Annotated in this window: 17 protein-coding genes and 1 other annotated feature; of the genes, 2 read left to right on the top strand and 15 right to left on the bottom strand. The window is 33.3% G+C overall.

Annotated features, from left to right (window positions below; all coding sequences use genetic code 11):
- Window positions 1-19 precede the first annotated feature (19 nt).
- From AC4BB2_RS03680 to AC4BB2_RS03670, 3 genes are all read right to left on the bottom strand, one after another.
- Window positions 20-1396 carry a hemolysin family protein gene (locus tag AC4BB2_RS03680; protein WP_490474086.1) on the bottom strand — a complete coding sequence of 459 codons (1377 nt, stop codon included), beginning with the start codon at window positions 1394-1396 and terminating at the stop codon, window positions 20-22.
- Window positions 1397-1562: 166 nt separating this feature from the next.
- On the bottom strand, window positions 1563-2699 hold the full coding sequence (locus AC4BB2_RS03675) for an AI-2E family transporter (RefSeq protein ID WP_490474085.1): 1137 nt from the start codon (window positions 2697-2699) through the stop codon (window positions 1563-1565).
- 211 nt (window positions 2700-2910) lie between these two features.
- Entirely contained in the window at window positions 2911-3099 is a 189-nt protein-coding gene (locus AC4BB2_RS03670; protein ID WP_490474084.1) for a hypothetical protein, read from the bottom strand.
- A gap of 164 nt (window positions 3100-3263) precedes the next feature.
- On the opposite strand from AC4BB2_RS03670, the gene AC4BB2_RS03665 reads away from it, so the two are divergent.
- Window positions 3264-3698: a GNAT family N-acetyltransferase gene (locus AC4BB2_RS03665; RefSeq protein WP_490474083.1), complete on the top strand. Its 435-nt coding sequence runs from the start codon at window positions 3264-3266 to the stop codon at window positions 3696-3698.
- 68 nt (window positions 3699-3766) lie between these two features.
- Here AC4BB2_RS03665 and bph read toward each other — a convergent pair whose 3' ends face one another.
- The 3 genes from bph to recX all read right to left on the bottom strand — a co-directional run bounded on the left by bph (window position 3767) and on the right by recX (window position 6736).
- Window positions 3767-4300 (bottom strand): biofilm phosphatase Bph, encoded by a 534-nt coding sequence (bph, locus tag AC4BB2_RS03660; RefSeq protein ID WP_490474082.1) that lies wholly within the window; start codon window positions 4298-4300, stop codon window positions 3767-3769.
- A 470-nt stretch (window positions 4301-4770) separates the two neighbouring features.
- Window positions 4771-5946 carry an A/G-specific adenine glycosylase gene (gene mutY, locus AC4BB2_RS03655; protein ID WP_490474081.1) on the bottom strand — a complete coding sequence of 392 codons (1176 nt, stop codon included), beginning with the start codon at window positions 5944-5946 and terminating at the stop codon, window positions 4771-4773.
- The gene (gene recX / locus AC4BB2_RS03650) at window positions 5936-6736 is read right to left on the bottom strand and encodes a recombination regulator RecX (RefSeq protein WP_490474080.1); all 801 of its coding nucleotides are present in this window, start codon (window positions 6734-6736) and stop codon (window positions 5936-5938) included. Before recX ends, mutY begins: the two co-directional genes overlap by 11 nt.
- A 137-nt stretch (window positions 6737-6873) precedes the next feature.
- On the opposite strand from recX, the gene rlmD reads away from it, so the two are divergent.
- Entirely contained in the window at window positions 6874-8244 is a 1371-nt protein-coding gene (gene rlmD, locus AC4BB2_RS03645) for a 23S rRNA (uracil(1939)-C(5))-methyltransferase RlmD (protein WP_490474079.1), read from the top strand.
- 153 nt (window positions 8245-8397) lie between these two features.
- On the opposite strand, the gene AC4BB2_RS03640 is transcribed toward rlmD, so the two are convergent.
- The 9 genes from AC4BB2_RS03640 to rplK all read right to left on the bottom strand — a co-directional run bounded on the left by AC4BB2_RS03640 (window position 8398) and on the right by rplK (window position 16611).
- On the bottom strand, window positions 8398-11295 hold the full coding sequence (locus AC4BB2_RS03640) for a hypothetical protein (RefSeq protein WP_490474078.1): 2898 nt from the start codon (window positions 11293-11295) through the stop codon (window positions 8398-8400).
- A 454-nt stretch (window positions 11296-11749) separates the two neighbouring features.
- Window positions 11750-11992 (bottom strand): GlsB/YeaQ/YmgE family stress response membrane protein, encoded by a 243-nt coding sequence (locus tag AC4BB2_RS03635; RefSeq protein WP_010765775.1) that lies wholly within the window; start codon window positions 11990-11992, stop codon window positions 11750-11752.
- 229 nt (window positions 11993-12221) lie between these two features.
- The gene (locus tag AC4BB2_RS03630) at window positions 12222-12701 is read right to left on the bottom strand and encodes a hypothetical protein (protein ID WP_490474077.1); all 480 of its coding nucleotides are present in this window, start codon (window positions 12699-12701) and stop codon (window positions 12222-12224) included.
- Between the two features lie 221 nt (window positions 12702-12922).
- On the bottom strand, window positions 12923-13417 hold the full coding sequence (locus AC4BB2_RS03625; protein WP_490474076.1) for a hypothetical protein: 495 nt from the start codon (window positions 13415-13417) through the stop codon (window positions 12923-12925).
- Between the two features lie 69 nt (window positions 13418-13486).
- Window positions 13487-13957, bottom strand: a complete 471-nt coding sequence (locus AC4BB2_RS03620; RefSeq protein WP_490474075.1) for a hypothetical protein — start codon at window positions 13955-13957, stop codon at window positions 13487-13489.
- 269 nt (window positions 13958-14226) lie between these two features.
- Window positions 14227-14592, bottom strand: a complete 366-nt coding sequence (gene rplL, locus AC4BB2_RS03615) for a 50S ribosomal protein L7/L12 (protein ID WP_069633962.1) — start codon at window positions 14590-14592, stop codon at window positions 14227-14229.
- A gap of 61 nt (window positions 14593-14653) precedes the next feature.
- Entirely contained in the window at window positions 14654-15151 is a 498-nt protein-coding gene (gene rplJ, locus AC4BB2_RS03610; protein WP_490474074.1) for a 50S ribosomal protein L10, read from the bottom strand.
- Between the two features lie 43 nt (window positions 15152-15194).
- Window positions 15195-15322: a sequence feature (ribosomal protein L10 leader region), on the bottom strand.
- Window positions 15323-15387: 65 nt separating this feature from the next.
- Window positions 15388-16077 carry a 50S ribosomal protein L1 gene (rplA, locus tag AC4BB2_RS03605; RefSeq protein WP_069654330.1) on the bottom strand — a complete coding sequence of 230 codons (690 nt, stop codon included), beginning with the start codon at window positions 16075-16077 and terminating at the stop codon, window positions 15388-15390.
- 111 nt (window positions 16078-16188) lie between these two features.
- A complete protein-coding gene (gene rplK, locus AC4BB2_RS03600; RefSeq protein ID WP_490474073.1) occupies window positions 16189-16611 on the bottom strand; it encodes a 50S ribosomal protein L11 in 423 nt (140 codons plus the stop codon).
- Between the last annotated feature and the right edge of the window lie 23 nt (window positions 16612-16634).

Genomic DNA, 16634 nt, shown 5'->3' with positions numbered 1-16634 from the left:
TATCTCTTTACTTTATTGTTTATCGTCTCGGTTCGTCATCTTCCATCTCTTTTCGGAAAAAACGACGGTTTTCTTCTGGCTCTTCATCAACTGATTCTTCATCATGGAACACAACTTTTAACGCTAAAACTCGGGTTCCTTCCATTTCCTCAGAAGTCAGTGTGATATTACCGACATCAAATGACAGTTTTTCTCCTTCATCAGGTATCGTACCTAATGCCGTGATTAAATAACCTGCCATCGTATCCACATCACTCATATGCAAATCTGTTCCGAATGCTTCATTGAATTCATCAATTAGCATTCTTCCTTGAATCAAATATTCATGCTCACTAATCTTAGAATATAAGTTTTCTACTTCATCTGTCTCATCATCGATCTCACCAACAATTTCTTCTAACAAATCTTCTAACGTAGCTAAACCGACGACACCGCCATATTCATCTAGCAAAATAGCCATTTGATTTTGGGTTCTTTTTAATTCATATAGTAGATCATCAATGAAAATCGTTTCTGGAACAAACAATGGTTCTTGGATAATATTTTTTAATTGGATATTATCAAAACCTAATTTATGTGCTGCTTTCAGCAAATTTTTAGTATGAAGAACACCGACAATTTTATCTTTATCTTCGTTATAAACTGGAATTCTCGAAAAGTTTTCTGATAAAACTGCATCGATATTTTCATGAATGTCATCTTCAATATCAATCATAAAAGCATCAGTACGGGGAACCATTACTTCACGGGCAACTTTTGTATCTAAAGAAAAGACACCTTGAAGCATTTCTAATTCATCATTGTCTAAAACACCCTCTGATTCTAACATATAACGCATTTCGTCACGTGTCATTTTCGAATCAGCATCATCAAATTTCATTGGTGTAAGCCTTGAAAGCAAATCCGTTGAAGCTGATAGCAACCATACAAATGGACGGGCAACAACTCCTATGATACGTACAAATCCTGAAGTAGCTTGAGCTACTTCTTCTGATTTATTCATCGCAATTCGTTTTGGATACAGCTCACCAAAAACGATCGATACATATGTCAATAAAGCTAATATGATAATGTTAGCAATATTTTTTGCAGCGGCTCCGCCTCCAAGAACAGGTGCCAATCTTGCTGATAGTGAATCAGCTAAGGACGCTCCAGATAAAATATTAACTAAAGTGATACCTACTTGGATTGTTGATAGAAAGCTTGTAGGATCTTGCAAAATTTTTAATAGCTTCTTCGCTTTTGCATCCCCTTCTTCTGCTTTTTGTTCAACTCGATTCTTATTTACAGAAACTACTGCAATCTCTGATGCAGCAAGAAACGCATTTATCAAGGTTAATACGATCAATAATAAAATTTGCGCGATAAGCGACTGACTCTCGGGGTCAGCATTCATAATGTACACTCTCTCCTCTTAAATTATTCAGAAAACACTATATCCTGTTTTCCATTTTCATTTAGTAATAAACTGTTTACTAATCAATTTGATAAAAAACGTGACCACTTTAAGTAGCCACGTTAAAATCGTATCACAAACAATAAATAATTTCAATATTCGATTATCATTTTCCCTTCATTGACAAGTCATTTCCTTCACCAGTCAATACAATTTTTTCACTTTTACTTTCCCTAATCATTCCTATCACATGAATAACGACAGTTTTAGCAATTGCATAAAATGGAACGCCCAAGAAAATACCTAGAAGTCCAGCAATATTACCAGCAACAAGTAAAACAATAATGATTGTCAACGGGTGAATCTGTAATGATTTTCCAATTACGTTTGGATAAATGATATTTCCATCAATTTGCTGTACAACTAAAACAACGATACAACAAAAGACGGCTTTGATTGGCTCATCGAATACAGTTACAAAAACAGCTGGTGCTAACCCTAGATAAGGTCCCAAGTATGGAATCAAGTTCGTGAAACCTGCGATTACTCCGAATAAAAAGGCATAACGTACACCAATCAAAGAATAACCGATTGCAGTAAATGTACCTACGAATAAGCACTCAATTGCTTGTCCACTGATGTAGTTGGCCAAGGTTTTGTTGATTTTCTCCAACAATTCAGCAATACTTTCTTGACGATTCTCAGGTAAAAATCGTTTAATCCCAGGAACTAATCGATCGCCATCTTTTAACATGTAGAACAAGATAAATGGAGCCGTAAAAATGACAATAGTCGTAGAAGCAACAGTTGAAACAACCGATCCTAAACTATTAGACAAACCACTTAAGAACTGCTGAATAATATTTCCATAAGAAATATCCAATTTCTCAATATAACTAGTTAAATCAACCTCTTTAAATAGAGGAAGTTCAGCCATTTTATAGATCCACGCTTCCACATTATTGAAAACGGTCGGCATACTAGAAGCTAAACTAGCTAATTGAGAAGCTAACTTAGGAATGACGCTGACAAGAATCAAAACAATAGCTACCACTAAAATCAATAACACTAAAAGTACAGCATATGTCCGCTTCATTTTAGCCTTCATAAATAAATTGACAATTGGATTTAAAATATAATAAAGAAATCCTGCCACTAAAACAGGTGCAAACAATGTCGAGAAAAAGGTCCCGATTGGTGTAAATAGAAAATTAATTTTCGTTGAAACAAAAATCAAGGTAGCGATAACTAACAATTCCGCTGACCAAAAAAATAATTTTGATTGTCTTAATTTTTCAAACAAAAATGCTCCTCCTCCTTATAACAAATAATCTGTATTTTTTATTCCATTCATAAAAACAATAATTGCTTGTTAGTAGATTTTAGCATAACTTTTCTTAATTAAGATAGCAATACTTCTTTGTACCTATTTTATAGAATAACATTTTCTTGCATTATACTAAAAAACATCCGTCTAATTAAATAGACGAATGTTTAAATATGATTAATATTTTTTATTTTTTAAAAAAACCTTTTATTTTATCAGCCAATCCGCCAGCATCAATATCAGGAATCATTACTTTTAGTTTTTCATACTGCTCACCAATCTCATCCTTGTGTTCTTCAAGGAATTGCTTAGCTTTTTCAAAGTTTCCTTCACCAATTAAATCTTTTACTTTTTGTACAATCTCATCTGTATTCATTCATGTCACAGCCTTTCTTTTTTTGTTATTTATAATGTACACTGCTAGTAATATTTTTACAAATAATATACATCCATCTTTTTTAAATTCTAATAAAGTAGAAAACTTCTGTTGAACAATTATTTGATGTATAATAAATTAAATAACTATGACAGAGGTGCTAAATGAAAATCGTTAAAACTAAAGATACTATGAGTGATATCTATCTAGATGCTCTTTCTATCCGCAATCAAGTGTTTATGTTGGAGCAAGGTGTTCCTAGCGAAATTGAAATTGATAAGTATGAGGCTGCTTGTATTCACTTTGTTTTGTACGGTGATGACAATAAAGCGATTGCTACTTGTCGATTGTTGCCACTTGAAAATGGTATGATAAAATTACAGCGTATGGCTGTTCAAAAAGAGTATCGAGGAAAAGATTATGGTCGTTTAATCGTTGAAAATGCTGAATTATTTTCTAAAAAACAAGGATACGATACCATCACTTTAGGTGCTCAAACAACAGCTTTAGGATTTTACGAAAGAATCGGCTATGTCAAAGAAGGCGAAATGTTTCTTGATGCTAATATCGAGCATTATCAAATGAATAAAAAATTATAATAAAAAACTGAAACAAAACTTGATTAAGTCTTGTTTCAGTTTCTTTTTCATTTAACATCTTACAACGGCTATTTCTTTGATAGCTCTAAATAGCGCTGATACCAGATATCTACATAAGCTTCAGAGAATGGGCCTTTTTCATTATTAATCCAATCTACTAACGTCTTCACATTTTCTTTTAGAATAAAATCAATATCTTCTGGATAGTCCATGATTTTACTGTGGAATTCGTATTCATCCACATCCAATAAACGTTTTTCGCCATCAGGAAAAACTTTGATATCCAAATCATAATCAATATACTTCAATGCTTCATCATCTAAAAGATAAGGTGACGCCAGATTGCAATAATAAGAAACCCCCTTTTCTCTAATCATCGCTATTATGTTGAACCAGTATTTTTTATGAAAATAAACAATAGCTGGTTCTCGAGTAACCCAACGTCTTCCATCAGACTCTGTCACCAAAGTATGATCGTTTACGCCAATTAGAGAATACTCGCTTGTTTTTAATACCATGGTATCTCGCCATGTTCGATGCAAATGCCCATCGTGTTTGTAACTTTGAATCGTTACAAATTCACCTTCTTTTGGAATTGCCATAGTCCCCCAACTTTCCCTAGTACGAAAAATCGCTTATAAAAGCTGATTACTCTTCGTTTGGGTGTTCATTACACCGATATCAATATAATTATATCATAATTTTCAACTTTGCATACTAAGGAGTTTGGTTTCTTATTGTAATGAGAAATATCTATGGAGATAACTAGTTTATTTTACTAATTTTGTGTTGAAATTAGAGCGATTTTGGAGAAGTTTTAAGTCTAGAGATAACTAGACAAAATAAAAAGGAATAAAAGGGTTATACACCCAAATTTCAATTGTCTAGCTCTAAACAGAACTAGACTGTGAAATTAGTTGAAATACATGACATATCTTCACCATTTCACCAGCATAACTAGCATAACATTACATAAAAATGAGAAAAAGCCTATTTTTTCCGCTAAAATCATCAAGATTCTGGTGCGAATCTCCTAGAGATTTTATGTGCACTTAGGGTTCGCACCAAAAAGTTATTCTTTTGTTCTAAATTCTTGATTATAAAGTTCTAGCATTTTTTGTTGAGGTTTTGGAAAAACATAATTTGAAAATTCTTGTTTCGTCGCCCAAGTTTGATTTTTATCTATAGACATCAGACCTGTTTGACGTCCATAGAAGACCAATATATGCCATTTTAAATGACTAAAAATGTGGGTGACTTCTCCTAATGTACGTTTTTGCCAAACTACTTGAGGAAATTCTTCAAAAATATCTGAATTGTCTTCAGCAACCATGACCTGTTCTTCAAAATCTAAGGACATCTGCTGATCTTCTTTCGCCCAGTTTTTTTGTAAAAAATTAAATCGCTCTTTCGTTACCTCAGTAATTGGAAATAACCACATATTCGCTAATAAACCTTTTTGGTCTCTTTGATTTAACAAAAATTCTTGTGCTTTATTCTCAATGATTCCACCAATATAATAAACATCTTTTGGTTTTAATTTTTTTGTTTTCACTGGAAAGTTGGTCATAACATTGTTTTTATAACTTAAACAATAGGTTTGAATGGGGCATTCTTCACACTTTGGCGATGTTGGTGTGCAAATTGATGAACCCAGATCCATCATTGCTTGGTTAAAATCCCCGGGTCTTTTCTGATCGATAATTTTATACATCGCTTCTTCAAAAACCTTACGACTACTAGCTTTAGCAATATCATTACTAATTTCAAACAAACGACTGACCACCCGCATCACATTTCCATCAACAGCAGGTTCTGGTAATTGAAAAGCAATACTACCAATTGCGCCAGCAGTATATGGACCGATTCCTTTTAGTTGACGAATCTCTTCGATTGTTTTAGGCATCTCACCATTAAATTCGGTAACAATCTGCTGAGCTGCAATTTTTAAGTTTCTCGCTCTAGAATAATAGCCTAAACCTTCCCACGCTTTTAATAATTTGTCATCTGGTGCTTCAGCCAAATCCTGGATCGTTGGAAACCACTCCATAAAACGGTAGTAATAATCAATCACCGTATCCACACGAGTCTGCTGAAGCATGATTTCTGAGATCCAAATACGATAAGGGTCTAAATTAACCCGCCAAGGTAAATTTCTTTTTTCTTTTTCGTACCAAGCGATAAACGCTTCTTGAAAAGACTTGAGGGTTTCATCACTCCACGTCTCCCAATATTTTTCATTCTTCATTCTCTAATTCCTTTTCATCAAAATATTGCTGAATCAAATCTGAATCAAATCGCTTTTGAAAAAGTCCTTGTTTGACTTTCATCAAGCGTTTGTACGTGTCTAATTTGCGATGTTTTTCCCATAACTTATCGCCTTCTTTTCTAATAACATCCAATTCTTGATCTTCATCTTTTTCAAAAGATAATTCTTCAAGGGCCAAATCGATGACTTCACGATTAAAACCTTTTTGCATCAAGTGCATTTGAACTTTTTGCAGTGCATCTTTGAAACTCTTTGTTCGGTAACGTCTCATCGCTTTTTCAGCCGTTGCTTTTGCTACTTCTACTTGTTCATCCATAGTATAAAAAGTTAACCCATGTTGAATGTCTTCGTCATTCAAACCTTTTCGTTTTAGTTGTTGTTCGATCATTTTGGGTCCTTTATCACTTGTTCGCATCAAGGTACGGACATAACTTTCACTAAATATTTTATCGTCTAAAAGGTTCATTTCTTCTAAGCGGATCACGATGCTTTTTCGATCTTCTGGTAAAATTTCCTTTTCTTTCAAATAATCTAAAATTTCTTTTTTTGAGCGCAATTGATAACTTAAATAGTTTAAAGACATTTGTAAACCAACATCATAAGAGCCAGCTTTTTTGATTTTTTCGATCTCATCTTCTGCTAGTTCTTGTCCTTTTAATAGACGTTGGCGTACCAAGGTATCCTCGGATACACGTAATTTTTCTCCTGAAGACAGCCAGATAAGATAAAACTGACCTTTGTCTTTTGTAATTTTCGTGATTGTTTCCATCTTTCTCCGCCTTTCTAGTGAGAACATATATTCTACTATAACATATATTTGGCAGAAGCTAAACTAGGTAAATTGTGCTAAAATAAGAACTATCGATATATTTGATTAACAAATCTACGGATCAAAAGGATGGAATTATGACCACACAACTATTAAAAGAAGGACAAACGATTCCTTTAAAAATAAAACGTTTAGGCATCAATGGTGAAGGGATCGGCTATTATAAAAAAACAATTGTTTTCGTACCTGGTGCTTTACCAAAAGAAGATGTCTCTGTAGAAGTCACAAAAATTGCCCCCCGCTTCGTTGAAGGGCAACTAAAGAAAATTGTAAAAGCAGCACCTGAACGTGTCGTGCCACCATGCCCTGTTTACGAAGCATGCGGTGGCTGTCAGCTACAGCATTTAGCTTATCCAGCACAACTACTCTTTAAAAAGGATTTATTAAAGCAATCGCTAAATAAGTTCAGACCAAGAAACTATGAAAATTATCAGCTACCTAAAACAATCGGAATGAAAAATCCTTGGAATTATCGTAATAAAGCACAATTCCAATTACGGAAAATCGAAGGAGAAGTTGAAGCTGGACTTTATCAAGCGGATTCTCATCGTTTAGTTCCTATTGATGATTGCCTCGTTCAACAGCCCGCGACAACTAAAGTCATGAACGCTTTAGTAGAGTTATTGAACAAATATCAATTACCAATTTATAATGAACGAAAAAACAGCGGTATCTTCCGAACTTTAATGGTGCGTGTCGGTGTCAAAACAAATGAAGTCCAAGTTGTTTTCATTACACAATCTGTAAAATTTCCACAGAAAAAAGCTTTGATTGAAGAAATCACACAACATCTTCCAGAAGTTGTTTCGATTATGCAAAATGTTCAAAATAAAAGAACATCCATCGTTATGGGCGATGAAACGATCCATGTTTGGGGGAAAGAAAGTATTGAAGAGCAAATCAACGAAGTAACCTTTGATTTATCTCCTAGAGCCTTTTTCCAATTAAATCCAGAACAAACGGAAGTTTTATATAATGAAGCACTGAAAGCTTTAGATTTACAACCAAACGAAACCGTTGTAGATGCATACTGTGGTGTAGGAACAATTGGATTAAGCATTGCTAAACAAGCAAAAGAAGTTCGAGGAATGGATATTATTCCCGCTGCGATTGAAGATGCTAAGATGAATGCTGAGCGCTTAGGTGTTACGAATACCCATTATGAAGTGGGAACAGCTGAAGAATTGCTTCCTAAATGGCTCCAGAGCGGTTTTAAACCCGATGCAATCATTGTTGACCCTCCTAGAACCGGATTAGATCAAAAGCTTCTGAAAGCCATTTTAAAACAGCCTCCTAAAAAGATGGTTTATATTTCTTGTAATGTATCGACACTTGCAAAAGATTTAGTTGATTTGGCTAAAGTATTTGACGTGAAGTATTTACAATCAGTGGATATGTTTCCACAAACAGCGCGATGTGAAGTTGTCGTAAAATTGACTAAAAGATAAGTTGATGAGAAAAAGAGAGTAGAACAGAGTAGGTTTATTTTAGAATTCTTAAAATATTTAAAAACCGCTATATATAGCAGTCTTAACTGATATATATAGCGGTCTTTTATTCGTCTACTTGATTATATTAATAATTGGCACTCTAGTTTTTATTTATGGTCCATATACTAAAGTCCATGTTAATTTTGTGGTATAAATATCTTCTTTTGTTCCTGGTGCGAAATTAACTAAAACACCTGAATTTACATCATGTTCAATAACCGTTTCGGTCTTTTTGTTTTCATTCCCAGTATTTCCAGAAGCTACAAATACTGTCTCTCCTTTATCCAAGTAATTTATATCTCCATTAGTATCTTTAAAAACAATACCATCTTTGATTACTTGATTATGCTCTTTTCCAGTTAAATATTCATCCAATCTCAGTTCTAATTTGAATGTTTCATTTGGACCTCTTAAATCACTTATTTTAAGTGTGTACGGCTTCGCTCTACTCATTACTTTTGCCTTAGATGTTAATATGTGTTCACCAAAATCAATTGATGTTGGTACTTCTTTAAATTCCAAATATCCACTCATAAAAATCTTAAGAGGGACTTTACTTGATCGATTCCCAAATTCATCTTTAGCATAAACTTGTGCATCATAGATTTCCCCTAGCGGTAAGTTGCTCAACACGTACCCTGCATCTGTTTTCCAAGTAAAGCTACCTTCTGGTTTCATTAAAGGTGATTGGATTATTTCATCTTTTCCATTTATTAATAAATGGACTTCATACGAAGATTCTCCATCAAGCTTAATCTTACCATCTAAATCAAAATGCTTATCTTCTAATTTTATATACCTGATTTTTTCTGGATCTTTCACACTAATGATTGGCGCAGCTATTTTTTTTAAAGATACTGTTTCAATCGCATTATTTGTATATTTAGATTGGTAGTTATTTATATCTATTGTTGTTTGCATAAATTTATAGCCAGTAATTTTTTCTTTTAATTGTTTTTCCAAATCATTCGGTTTCAAAGTAATAAAAGATTTTAAATGTTTACGTTGTAATTCTTTTCCATCCATATCTTGAAACACAACTTCTGTATCACTATTAAAATTGACAGCTGTTTTATCTTCATTTTGCCTTATATCGTTTTGCTCAACTTGTAATTCCATTGGACTGTTCAATAATAAATAGCCTTGACTATCCAATAACTCTACATTTATAGGTTCAGCATATTCGATTTGCCAATTTACTCGAAATTCATATAAATGATTATAAAAATCTGGACTGTCTAAACTTGTTGTATTGGCTTCTATCGTAAGATTTTCACCATTTTTGTTGACAGTAAACAAACTAGAACTATCATCCCCTTCCTCATTAAGTATGCTAACCGTATTATTTTTCTGAATATAATCGGGGAGTTTTATTTTCCATTTCAAATTAGTTTTTCTCCCACGTTCCGGCTCGTAAGGAATTTTTTGATAAAATGAAGTAAATAGATTTGTTTCATTATTGATACTTTCATATTTTTTATTTCCTGAAACAAAATCAGGTATATCTATAGCAGATAATGAAGTTGTCCCATATCCTACTGCAGATTCATCAGGATCATTGTTCCTAATCGAAAATTTAAAATTAGAAATATTGTCAAATGTAACGGTCATTTCCTTGTTAGCCCCACCACCTTCAAGTTTAGAACTAAATTCAGTTGATTTTCCAAATGTATTATAACGAATGTCTGTTGCTGAAGGTGAATAAATATTTTTTATAAAGTCGCTGGAAAGCGCAAGGTTTTTTGCACTATTCAGATTTTTAAATGTCCAATAACCCGAAATTGAAATCGGCTCTCCCTTGCTATTGAGAAACTGATACTCTGTATTTAGCATAACATTTCCTTGAAGTGCCCATCTTAAAAAAGTATTATTTTTGATTTCTAATTTTGCTGACATACTATCAGTATTAGAAGTTTTCCCTGATGCTGTAACAGAGAGAGAGACCCATTGCCCTTCATAGATACCAACATTCTCAATTAATATAGTAGCTAAACTGGGACTGGTAAAATTAACCGTATATCCTTTTTCTGGGTCATTATTTATTGTAACATCCCCTGATTTTTTACTTACTTTTATTTTGTCATTATAGTACATAGTAAAATAATTTTGTTTAGGAATAACTGCCGTTGATGAATCTTGCCACTTTGGGTGTTCCTTAATAATAGGAGAATCACTTATCTTTATTGCAGCCTCTGAAGAATAAGCAACTAACGATTCGTCTGGATCATTATTATTTAAAGCAAATTCTAAGATTGATTTATTTTCAAAAACCATTCCCATTTTTTGAGCATCAGTCCAACCAGCTGTATTTGAATAGAATCGTGTAAATCCAGCTAAATCAGAATCTCCATACAAAACATTGCTTCCTTGATCAGAAAAAATATATGCTAAGTCACTCTCTTTATAAAGAACATCTTTTGCTGAATTTAATCCTTTAAAGAAATTGATTCCTGATACAATGATCGAGTTCCCTTTTATATCAAAATATTCATATTTAATCTTAGCAGCTGTATTTCCTTCTAATGACCAACTCATGAAATTGCGAGAAACTATTCCTAATTTTATAGGTAAACCATTAATTGATTCTACACTGACTTTCATATTAACGATAGTTGTCCCATATTCACCAACATTTGTTAATAACACTTCTGCCTTATCTCCTTTTCCTGTAGGTGTAAAGGTCAAATGTGAGTCACCTTTTACAAAATTCACATTATTTTTAATCTCTATTTGTGTAGAATATTTTAAAGTGAACGAAGCAGCTTCTGTTAACGACATTGCAGAGGTTTCTTTCCATTTGGGGTGTTTATTTATTGATTTACCAACAGCTCTTTTTTGAGGTAGCTTTATATCCTTTAAGGGAGTTTCACTGGTTTCAATAAGGTTCTTTGAGGAGTTAAGTTCTTTTCCTGAAATTTTAGTAGTTGTTAATACACCACTTATTATTATGAATATAGCAACGCTAAGTATAAATAGAAATATATTTTTAATTTTTTTACCCTGTATCATTTCCCATTATCCTTTACAAATTCAATTTTAGTTTTATTATACGCTTCTAATATTATCACTTACCCCAAAAAAGAATAATCCAATTTGAAACGATTTTCCGATCACTATAGAATAATCCAGCAAAAGAGTTTTTTTCCTCTTTTATAAATTAAATTATTTTCAAAAAAAAAAGTTTATTCAAACATATATTTTTTAAAACAAATAACTCAAAAGTCCATTTATGCTAGTATATTTGAGAAAACCATTCCCTAATCTCATATAGATTGATGACTCTTTACTTAATGAACAACATTTGAACAATAAAAAAAGACTTGAACATCTTGGAGACTGAACATCTAAAAAAGACAATAATAAAAACACCTTCGATTTTCTTCATTTTACATGAATTCAACGGAGGTGTTTTTTATATTTGTCTCAACTTATGTCTACTCAAATATTTTTCTTTGCACATTACTTAGTTTTTACCTACAAAAAATGATACAACTGCTACTAAAATCACAGCACCAATAATTGATGGGAACAATGCCATACCGGCAACTTGAGGTCCCCAACTTCCTAGAAGTGATTGACCGATTGATGAACCTACAAGACCTGCAATAATATTGAAAATCCAGCCCATTGATTTTCCTTTACTTGTGATTGCTCCAGCAATTGCTCCGATAACGCCACCTACGATTAAAACCCATAACCAATGCATAATATGACCCCCTTTGTGAATAAATTTAATGATAATTACTTGTTTATGCTATCAAATTATTTGTTTTATTGCGAAAGAAACGCTTACTAAAACCACTATATTCTCATGAGATTTTCTTACTAATCAGAGACAACTAACTTTTTCTCCATAAAAATGGTTCGGGACATTGCTCTAGCACAATTTTTCCCGAACCTATTTCAAATATAAAAAGACCTATTCCACGTTTAACTTAAAAAGAAAAGTCAGAATTATAATTCCACGGAGTTACATTTACTCCAACTTCATAAAAGGCTACTCCATTTGAGTAGTTTGTTATAGTGAATGCCTGCTCTCCTCTGCCTGTAACAATTTTTCCTAATCCATAATTCAAAAGTCCAATATTGAAATGTGTGTAATAAAGTTCTTTATTATAATATTCCTTGCCATTTATTACATTTCCATACTTCAAACCAAAAGTCTCGTTCCCACCAAATACGGTACGAACTCTAAAAGTAAATTTGTCCTCGCTAAAATAATTTTTTCTAATAGTAAAAGATTCATTATGTTCTAAAGCTACAATTTCTTTAGTCGCAACTCCTAGACCTTTCAATGAAAAAGTAGATGCTACATTATTTTTACTTTCTAATTCTTCAGCATTCGCTTTCTGTGCAACACCAAAACTCAAACTAAGCAATGTACCTAACATTAATAATTGATACCTTTTTTTCATTAAAATACCACCTTTTATAATTTATATATTACATAAAGTATATTATCATAATTTAAATGTTTTGTAAATACTATATGCGAATTTAATTTAAATTAATCGCTAAATAAATTATATATAATTATTATATTTTACAGAAGTTAATTTATTGGTTTTTATTCCATTTAATTTGCACATAAGCTTATGTAAACATATCCCTAAGTTGCTTACACAATGAATTATCTTTAAAAAGAAAAATCCGAGGAAATACCTTGGGGAGTTATATTTACCCCAATTTGGTAATAGGCTGCCTCATTTGAGTAATTAGTTACCGTGAAAACATGCTCTCCTTTGCCCCTGACAATGTAACCCAACTCTTCTTCAACGATCTCAAAATTTTTTCTTCTACTATTTACTTCTGAATTATAATACTGCTTCCCATTTAATACGTAGCCATGTCTAACACCAAATCTTTGTAATTCTCGTGAGAATGATCTAACTTTGAATGTAAACTTATCATATGAATAATAATTTTTAGTAATACTGAACGATTCACCATGTTTTAACTTTACTATTTTTTTTGTTGGAACAATTGTTGAAGGCTCCTCGGGGTCAGATGCAGCGTAAGATGATATCATGTTTTTTGCTTCTTCGGCGTCAACATAGAGTACATCAGTTAAAAACGTATGACACAATCCTATCAAAGTAAAGAAAATTAACATTCTACAAAATTTTTTCATCCTTACATCACTCCAAGTTTTTTTATATAAGCTAACATTATGAATATACTACGCTCTCGTTTACTTATTTTACAAAATAAAATCTGGCATACCACTATAAACAGTAGTTCTGATACCAATATAAAAAAAAGCTATTTTACTAGAATAATTTGTAATTGTAAAACCATATTCGGCTAAGCCAGCAGCTCTACCAACTTGTCCTCTATATTCTGCATTTTCAGCGTAAACAAACTTCTCGGGGGCAACATAATTTATTTGTCCATTTTCAACTTCGCCATGTTTGAGTCCAAAAATCTCTTTATTCTGAAAATAAGTTGCTGCTTTAAACATGTATTTACCACTAGAAAATATTTTTCTTACAAAAGTATAGGATTCTCCGTGCTGTAAAACAACAATTTTTCTTTCGGCTTCCGATTTTTGCATATCCTCTGGTGGAGCTGCTACTCTAAGATTCTCTGCATGAACTTCTTTTGAGCTTAGAATCGTTGTTGTTAAACTAAACATTGTTGAAACTAATAATATCCACTTTAATTGTTTCATCTCTTTCCTCCTAATTTTGACTTGTTTAAAAATTAAATAATATCAAAATAATTATAATATATATATTACTATAAGTAAACACAAAAAGACTTAGAGACAGCGTTATATATTTTAAAAAGATTTTTCTATGTATTGTCTATAGAGATTGGTATCTTATCTTCTCTTTTATGCAGTATCAAATATTGGCTATCAGTTAACAAAACATAGTCAAATAAAAAAAACTGTACCCCTTATACAAGGGATACAGCCAATCTTTACAAAGTAAAGAATTATTTTACTGTTACTGCAGCGCCAACTTCTTCTAAAGCAGCTTTTAATGCTTCAGCTTCGTCTTTAGAAACGCCTTCTTTAACTGGTGCAGGAGCGCCATCAACTACAGCTTTAGCTTCTTTCAAGCCAAGACCAGTTGCTTCACGAACTGCTTTGATAACTTTAACTTTTTGATCGCCTGCAGAAGTTAATTCTACAGTAAATTCAGTTTGTTCTTCGCCAGCTGCTGCTGGTCCTGCTGCTGCTGCTACAGGAGCTGCTGCAGATACGTCAAATTTTTCTTCAATAGCTTTTACTAAGTCGTTTAATTCTAAAATAGTTGCGCCTTCTAATTCTGCAACAATGTTTTCAATGTTCAATGCCATTATGGTTTCCTCCGTTTTAATAATTCATTATTTTTTAATTTAGTTTATTGCTAAGCTGCAATTATGCTGCGTCTTCTTTTTCTGCCACTGCTTTGACAGCGTAAGCCACTTGTCTGACTGGCGCTTGTAATACAGATAATAGCATAGAAAGTAGTCCATCGCGACTTGGAAGTTTTGCTAAAGATGTCATTTCTTCTACTGAAGATACTTTACCTTCAATAACGCCACCTTTAATTTCCAATGCTTTGGCAGTACTTGCAAATTCGTCGATGATTTTAGCAGGTGCTACTACATCGTCGTTACTGAAAGCGACTGCTGTTGGTCCTGTAAAGACTTCGTCCATGCCTTCTAGTCCAGCTTTTTTAGCTGCACGTGAAAGGATAGAGTTTTTGATAACTTTCATTTCAACATTTGCATCACGCAATTGTTTACGTAAGTTAGTCACTTCTTCTACAGTTAAACCACGGTAGTCAACAATAACTACAGAAGCTGCTGCTTGAAACTTAGCTGTTGCTTCTTCGACTAGGGTTTCTTTTTTAGCGATTGTTGCTTCACTCATTTATTTTCACCTCCTGATTATTGATGGAGAAGCTTAATTTGTAATTAAAACAAAATAAACTCCATGCCACCGTTGACATAGAGGGACGTAATTGTATGTATCAACAATTGTCCTCGGTAGGAAATTAAGACTTGCGTCACCTACTGTCTTCGGTACAGTTAATTATTAACCTCAACTACCTTACCATGAGACAGGTAGTTGAGTCAATAATTTTTTTACTTATTCAGCTTTTCTAATTAGAAAGAAGCTTGATCAACATGGATTCCAGGTCCAAATGTAGTTGTTACTGAAATGTTTTTGATATATTGACCTTTTGCTGCTGATGGTTTAGCTTTCAACAATACATCGTTGATTGTATTGAAGTTTTCTAGTAATTTTTCATTATCAAATGAAACTTTACCGATTGGTACGTGGATGTTTCCAGCTTTGTCAACACGGTAAGTTACTTTACCAGCTTTTACTTCGTTAACAGCTTTTGTTACGTCCATTGTTACAGTACCAGTTTTAGGGTTAGGCATAAGGCCTTTAGGACCTAAGACACGACCTAATTTACCAACTTCAGCCATCATGTCTGGAGTTGCTACAACTACGTCAAATCCAAACCATCCACCTTGGATTTTTTGAACCATGTCAGCATCGCCTACGTAATCAGCACCAGCTGCTTCAGCTTCTTTAGCTTTGTCGCCTTTAGCGAAAACTAAAACGCTTTGTGTTTTACCAGTTCCGTTAGGTAATACTACAGCACCACGGATTTGTTGGTCTGCTTTTTTAGGGTCTACATTTAAACGGTAAGCAACTTCAACAGTTGCGTCAAATTTTGCAATATTTGTTTCTTTAGCCAAAGCGATTGCTTCTGCTACAGGGTAAACTTTTGTTGCTTCAACTTTTTTTAATGCATCTTGCATTTTTTTGCTTTTTTTAGCCATTTTGTTTCCTCCTTGATTGTGGTTATAACGGTCGAACCTCCCACGTAATTCATATCTTTGAATATGAAATAAACTGAGAAGCTACTTCTTTGGGGTACCTAGAATAAAAAATTATCCTACAGTGATTCCCATGCTTCTTGCAGTTCCTTCAACCATGCGCATAGCAGCTTCAATATCTGCTGCGTTTAGGTCTGCCATTTTAAGTTCAGCGATTTCTTTAACTTGATCTTTAGAGACATTCGCTACTTTAGTTTTGTTTGGCTCACCAGAACCTTTTTCGATTTTTGCAGCTTTTTTAAGTAATACTGCAGCTGGTGGTGTTTTTGTAATGAATGTAAATGAACGGTCTTCATATACAGAAATTACAACTGGAATGATTAAACCAGCTTGATCAGCTGTACGAGCGTTGAATTCTTTAGTGAATCCCATAATGTTGATACCCGCTTGACCTAATGCTGGACCTACTGGCGGAGCTGGTGTTGCTTTACCTGCAGGAATTTGCAATTTAACTAATTTTTCTACTTTTTTTGCCACGAGACATACCTCCTTGGGTCCGT

It is taken from the genome of Enterococcus sp. AAFC-DPL-5146, from assembly GCF_058216635.1.
This window is presented reverse-complemented; position numbering and strand designations above follow the sequence as displayed.

Excerpts from the sequence above, each read along its gene's own strand:
- AC4BB2_RS03680 (WP_490474086.1), bottom strand. The coding sequence starts at position 1,396 with ATGAATGCTGACCCCGAGAGTCAGTCGCTTATCGCGCAAATTTTATTA.
- AC4BB2_RS03670 (WP_490474084.1), bottom strand. The coding sequence starts at position 3,099 with ATGAATACAGATGAGATTGTACAAAAAGTAAAAGATTTAATTGGTGAA.
- AC4BB2_RS03665 (WP_490474083.1), top strand. The coding sequence starts at position 3,264 with ATGAAAATCGTTAAAACTAAAGATACTATGAGTGATATCTATCTAGAT.
- bph (WP_490474082.1), bottom strand. The coding sequence starts at position 4,300 with ATGGCAATTCCAAAAGAAGGTGAATTTGTAACGATTCAAAGTTACAAA.
- mutY (WP_490474081.1), bottom strand. The coding sequence starts at position 5,946 with ATGAAGAATGAAAAATATTGGGAGACGTGGAGTGATGAAACCCTCAAG.
- recX (WP_490474080.1), bottom strand. The coding sequence starts at position 6,736 with ATGGAAACAATCACGAAAATTACAAAAGACAAAGGTCAGTTTTATCTT.
- rlmD (WP_490474079.1), top strand. The coding sequence starts at position 6,874 with ATGACCACACAACTATTAAAAGAAGGACAAACGATTCCTTTAAAAATA.
- AC4BB2_RS03640 (WP_490474078.1), bottom strand. The coding sequence starts at position 11,295 with ATGATACAGGGTAAAAAAATTAAAAATATATTTCTATTTATACTTAGC.
- AC4BB2_RS03635 (WP_010765775.1), bottom strand. The coding sequence starts at position 11,992 with ATGCATTGGTTATGGGTTTTAATCGTAGGTGGCGTTATCGGAGCAATT.
- AC4BB2_RS03630 (WP_490474077.1), bottom strand. The coding sequence starts at position 12,701 with ATGAAAAAAAGGTATCAATTATTAATGTTAGGTACATTGCTTAGTTTG.
- AC4BB2_RS03625 (WP_490474076.1), bottom strand. The coding sequence starts at position 13,417 with ATGAAAAAATTTTGTAGAATGTTAATTTTCTTTACTTTGATAGGATTG.
- AC4BB2_RS03620 (WP_490474075.1), bottom strand. The coding sequence starts at position 13,957 with ATGAAACAATTAAAGTGGATATTATTAGTTTCAACAATGTTTAGTTTA.
- rplL (WP_069633962.1), bottom strand. The coding sequence starts at position 14,592 with ATGGCATTGAACATTGAAAACATTGTTGCAGAATTAGAAGGCGCAACT.
- rplJ (WP_490474074.1), bottom strand. The coding sequence starts at position 15,151 with ATGAGTGAAGCAACAATCGCTAAAAAAGAAACCCTAGTCGAAGAAGCA.
- rplA (WP_069654330.1), bottom strand. The coding sequence starts at position 16,077 with ATGGCTAAAAAAAGCAAAAAAATGCAAGATGCATTAAAAAAAGTTGAA.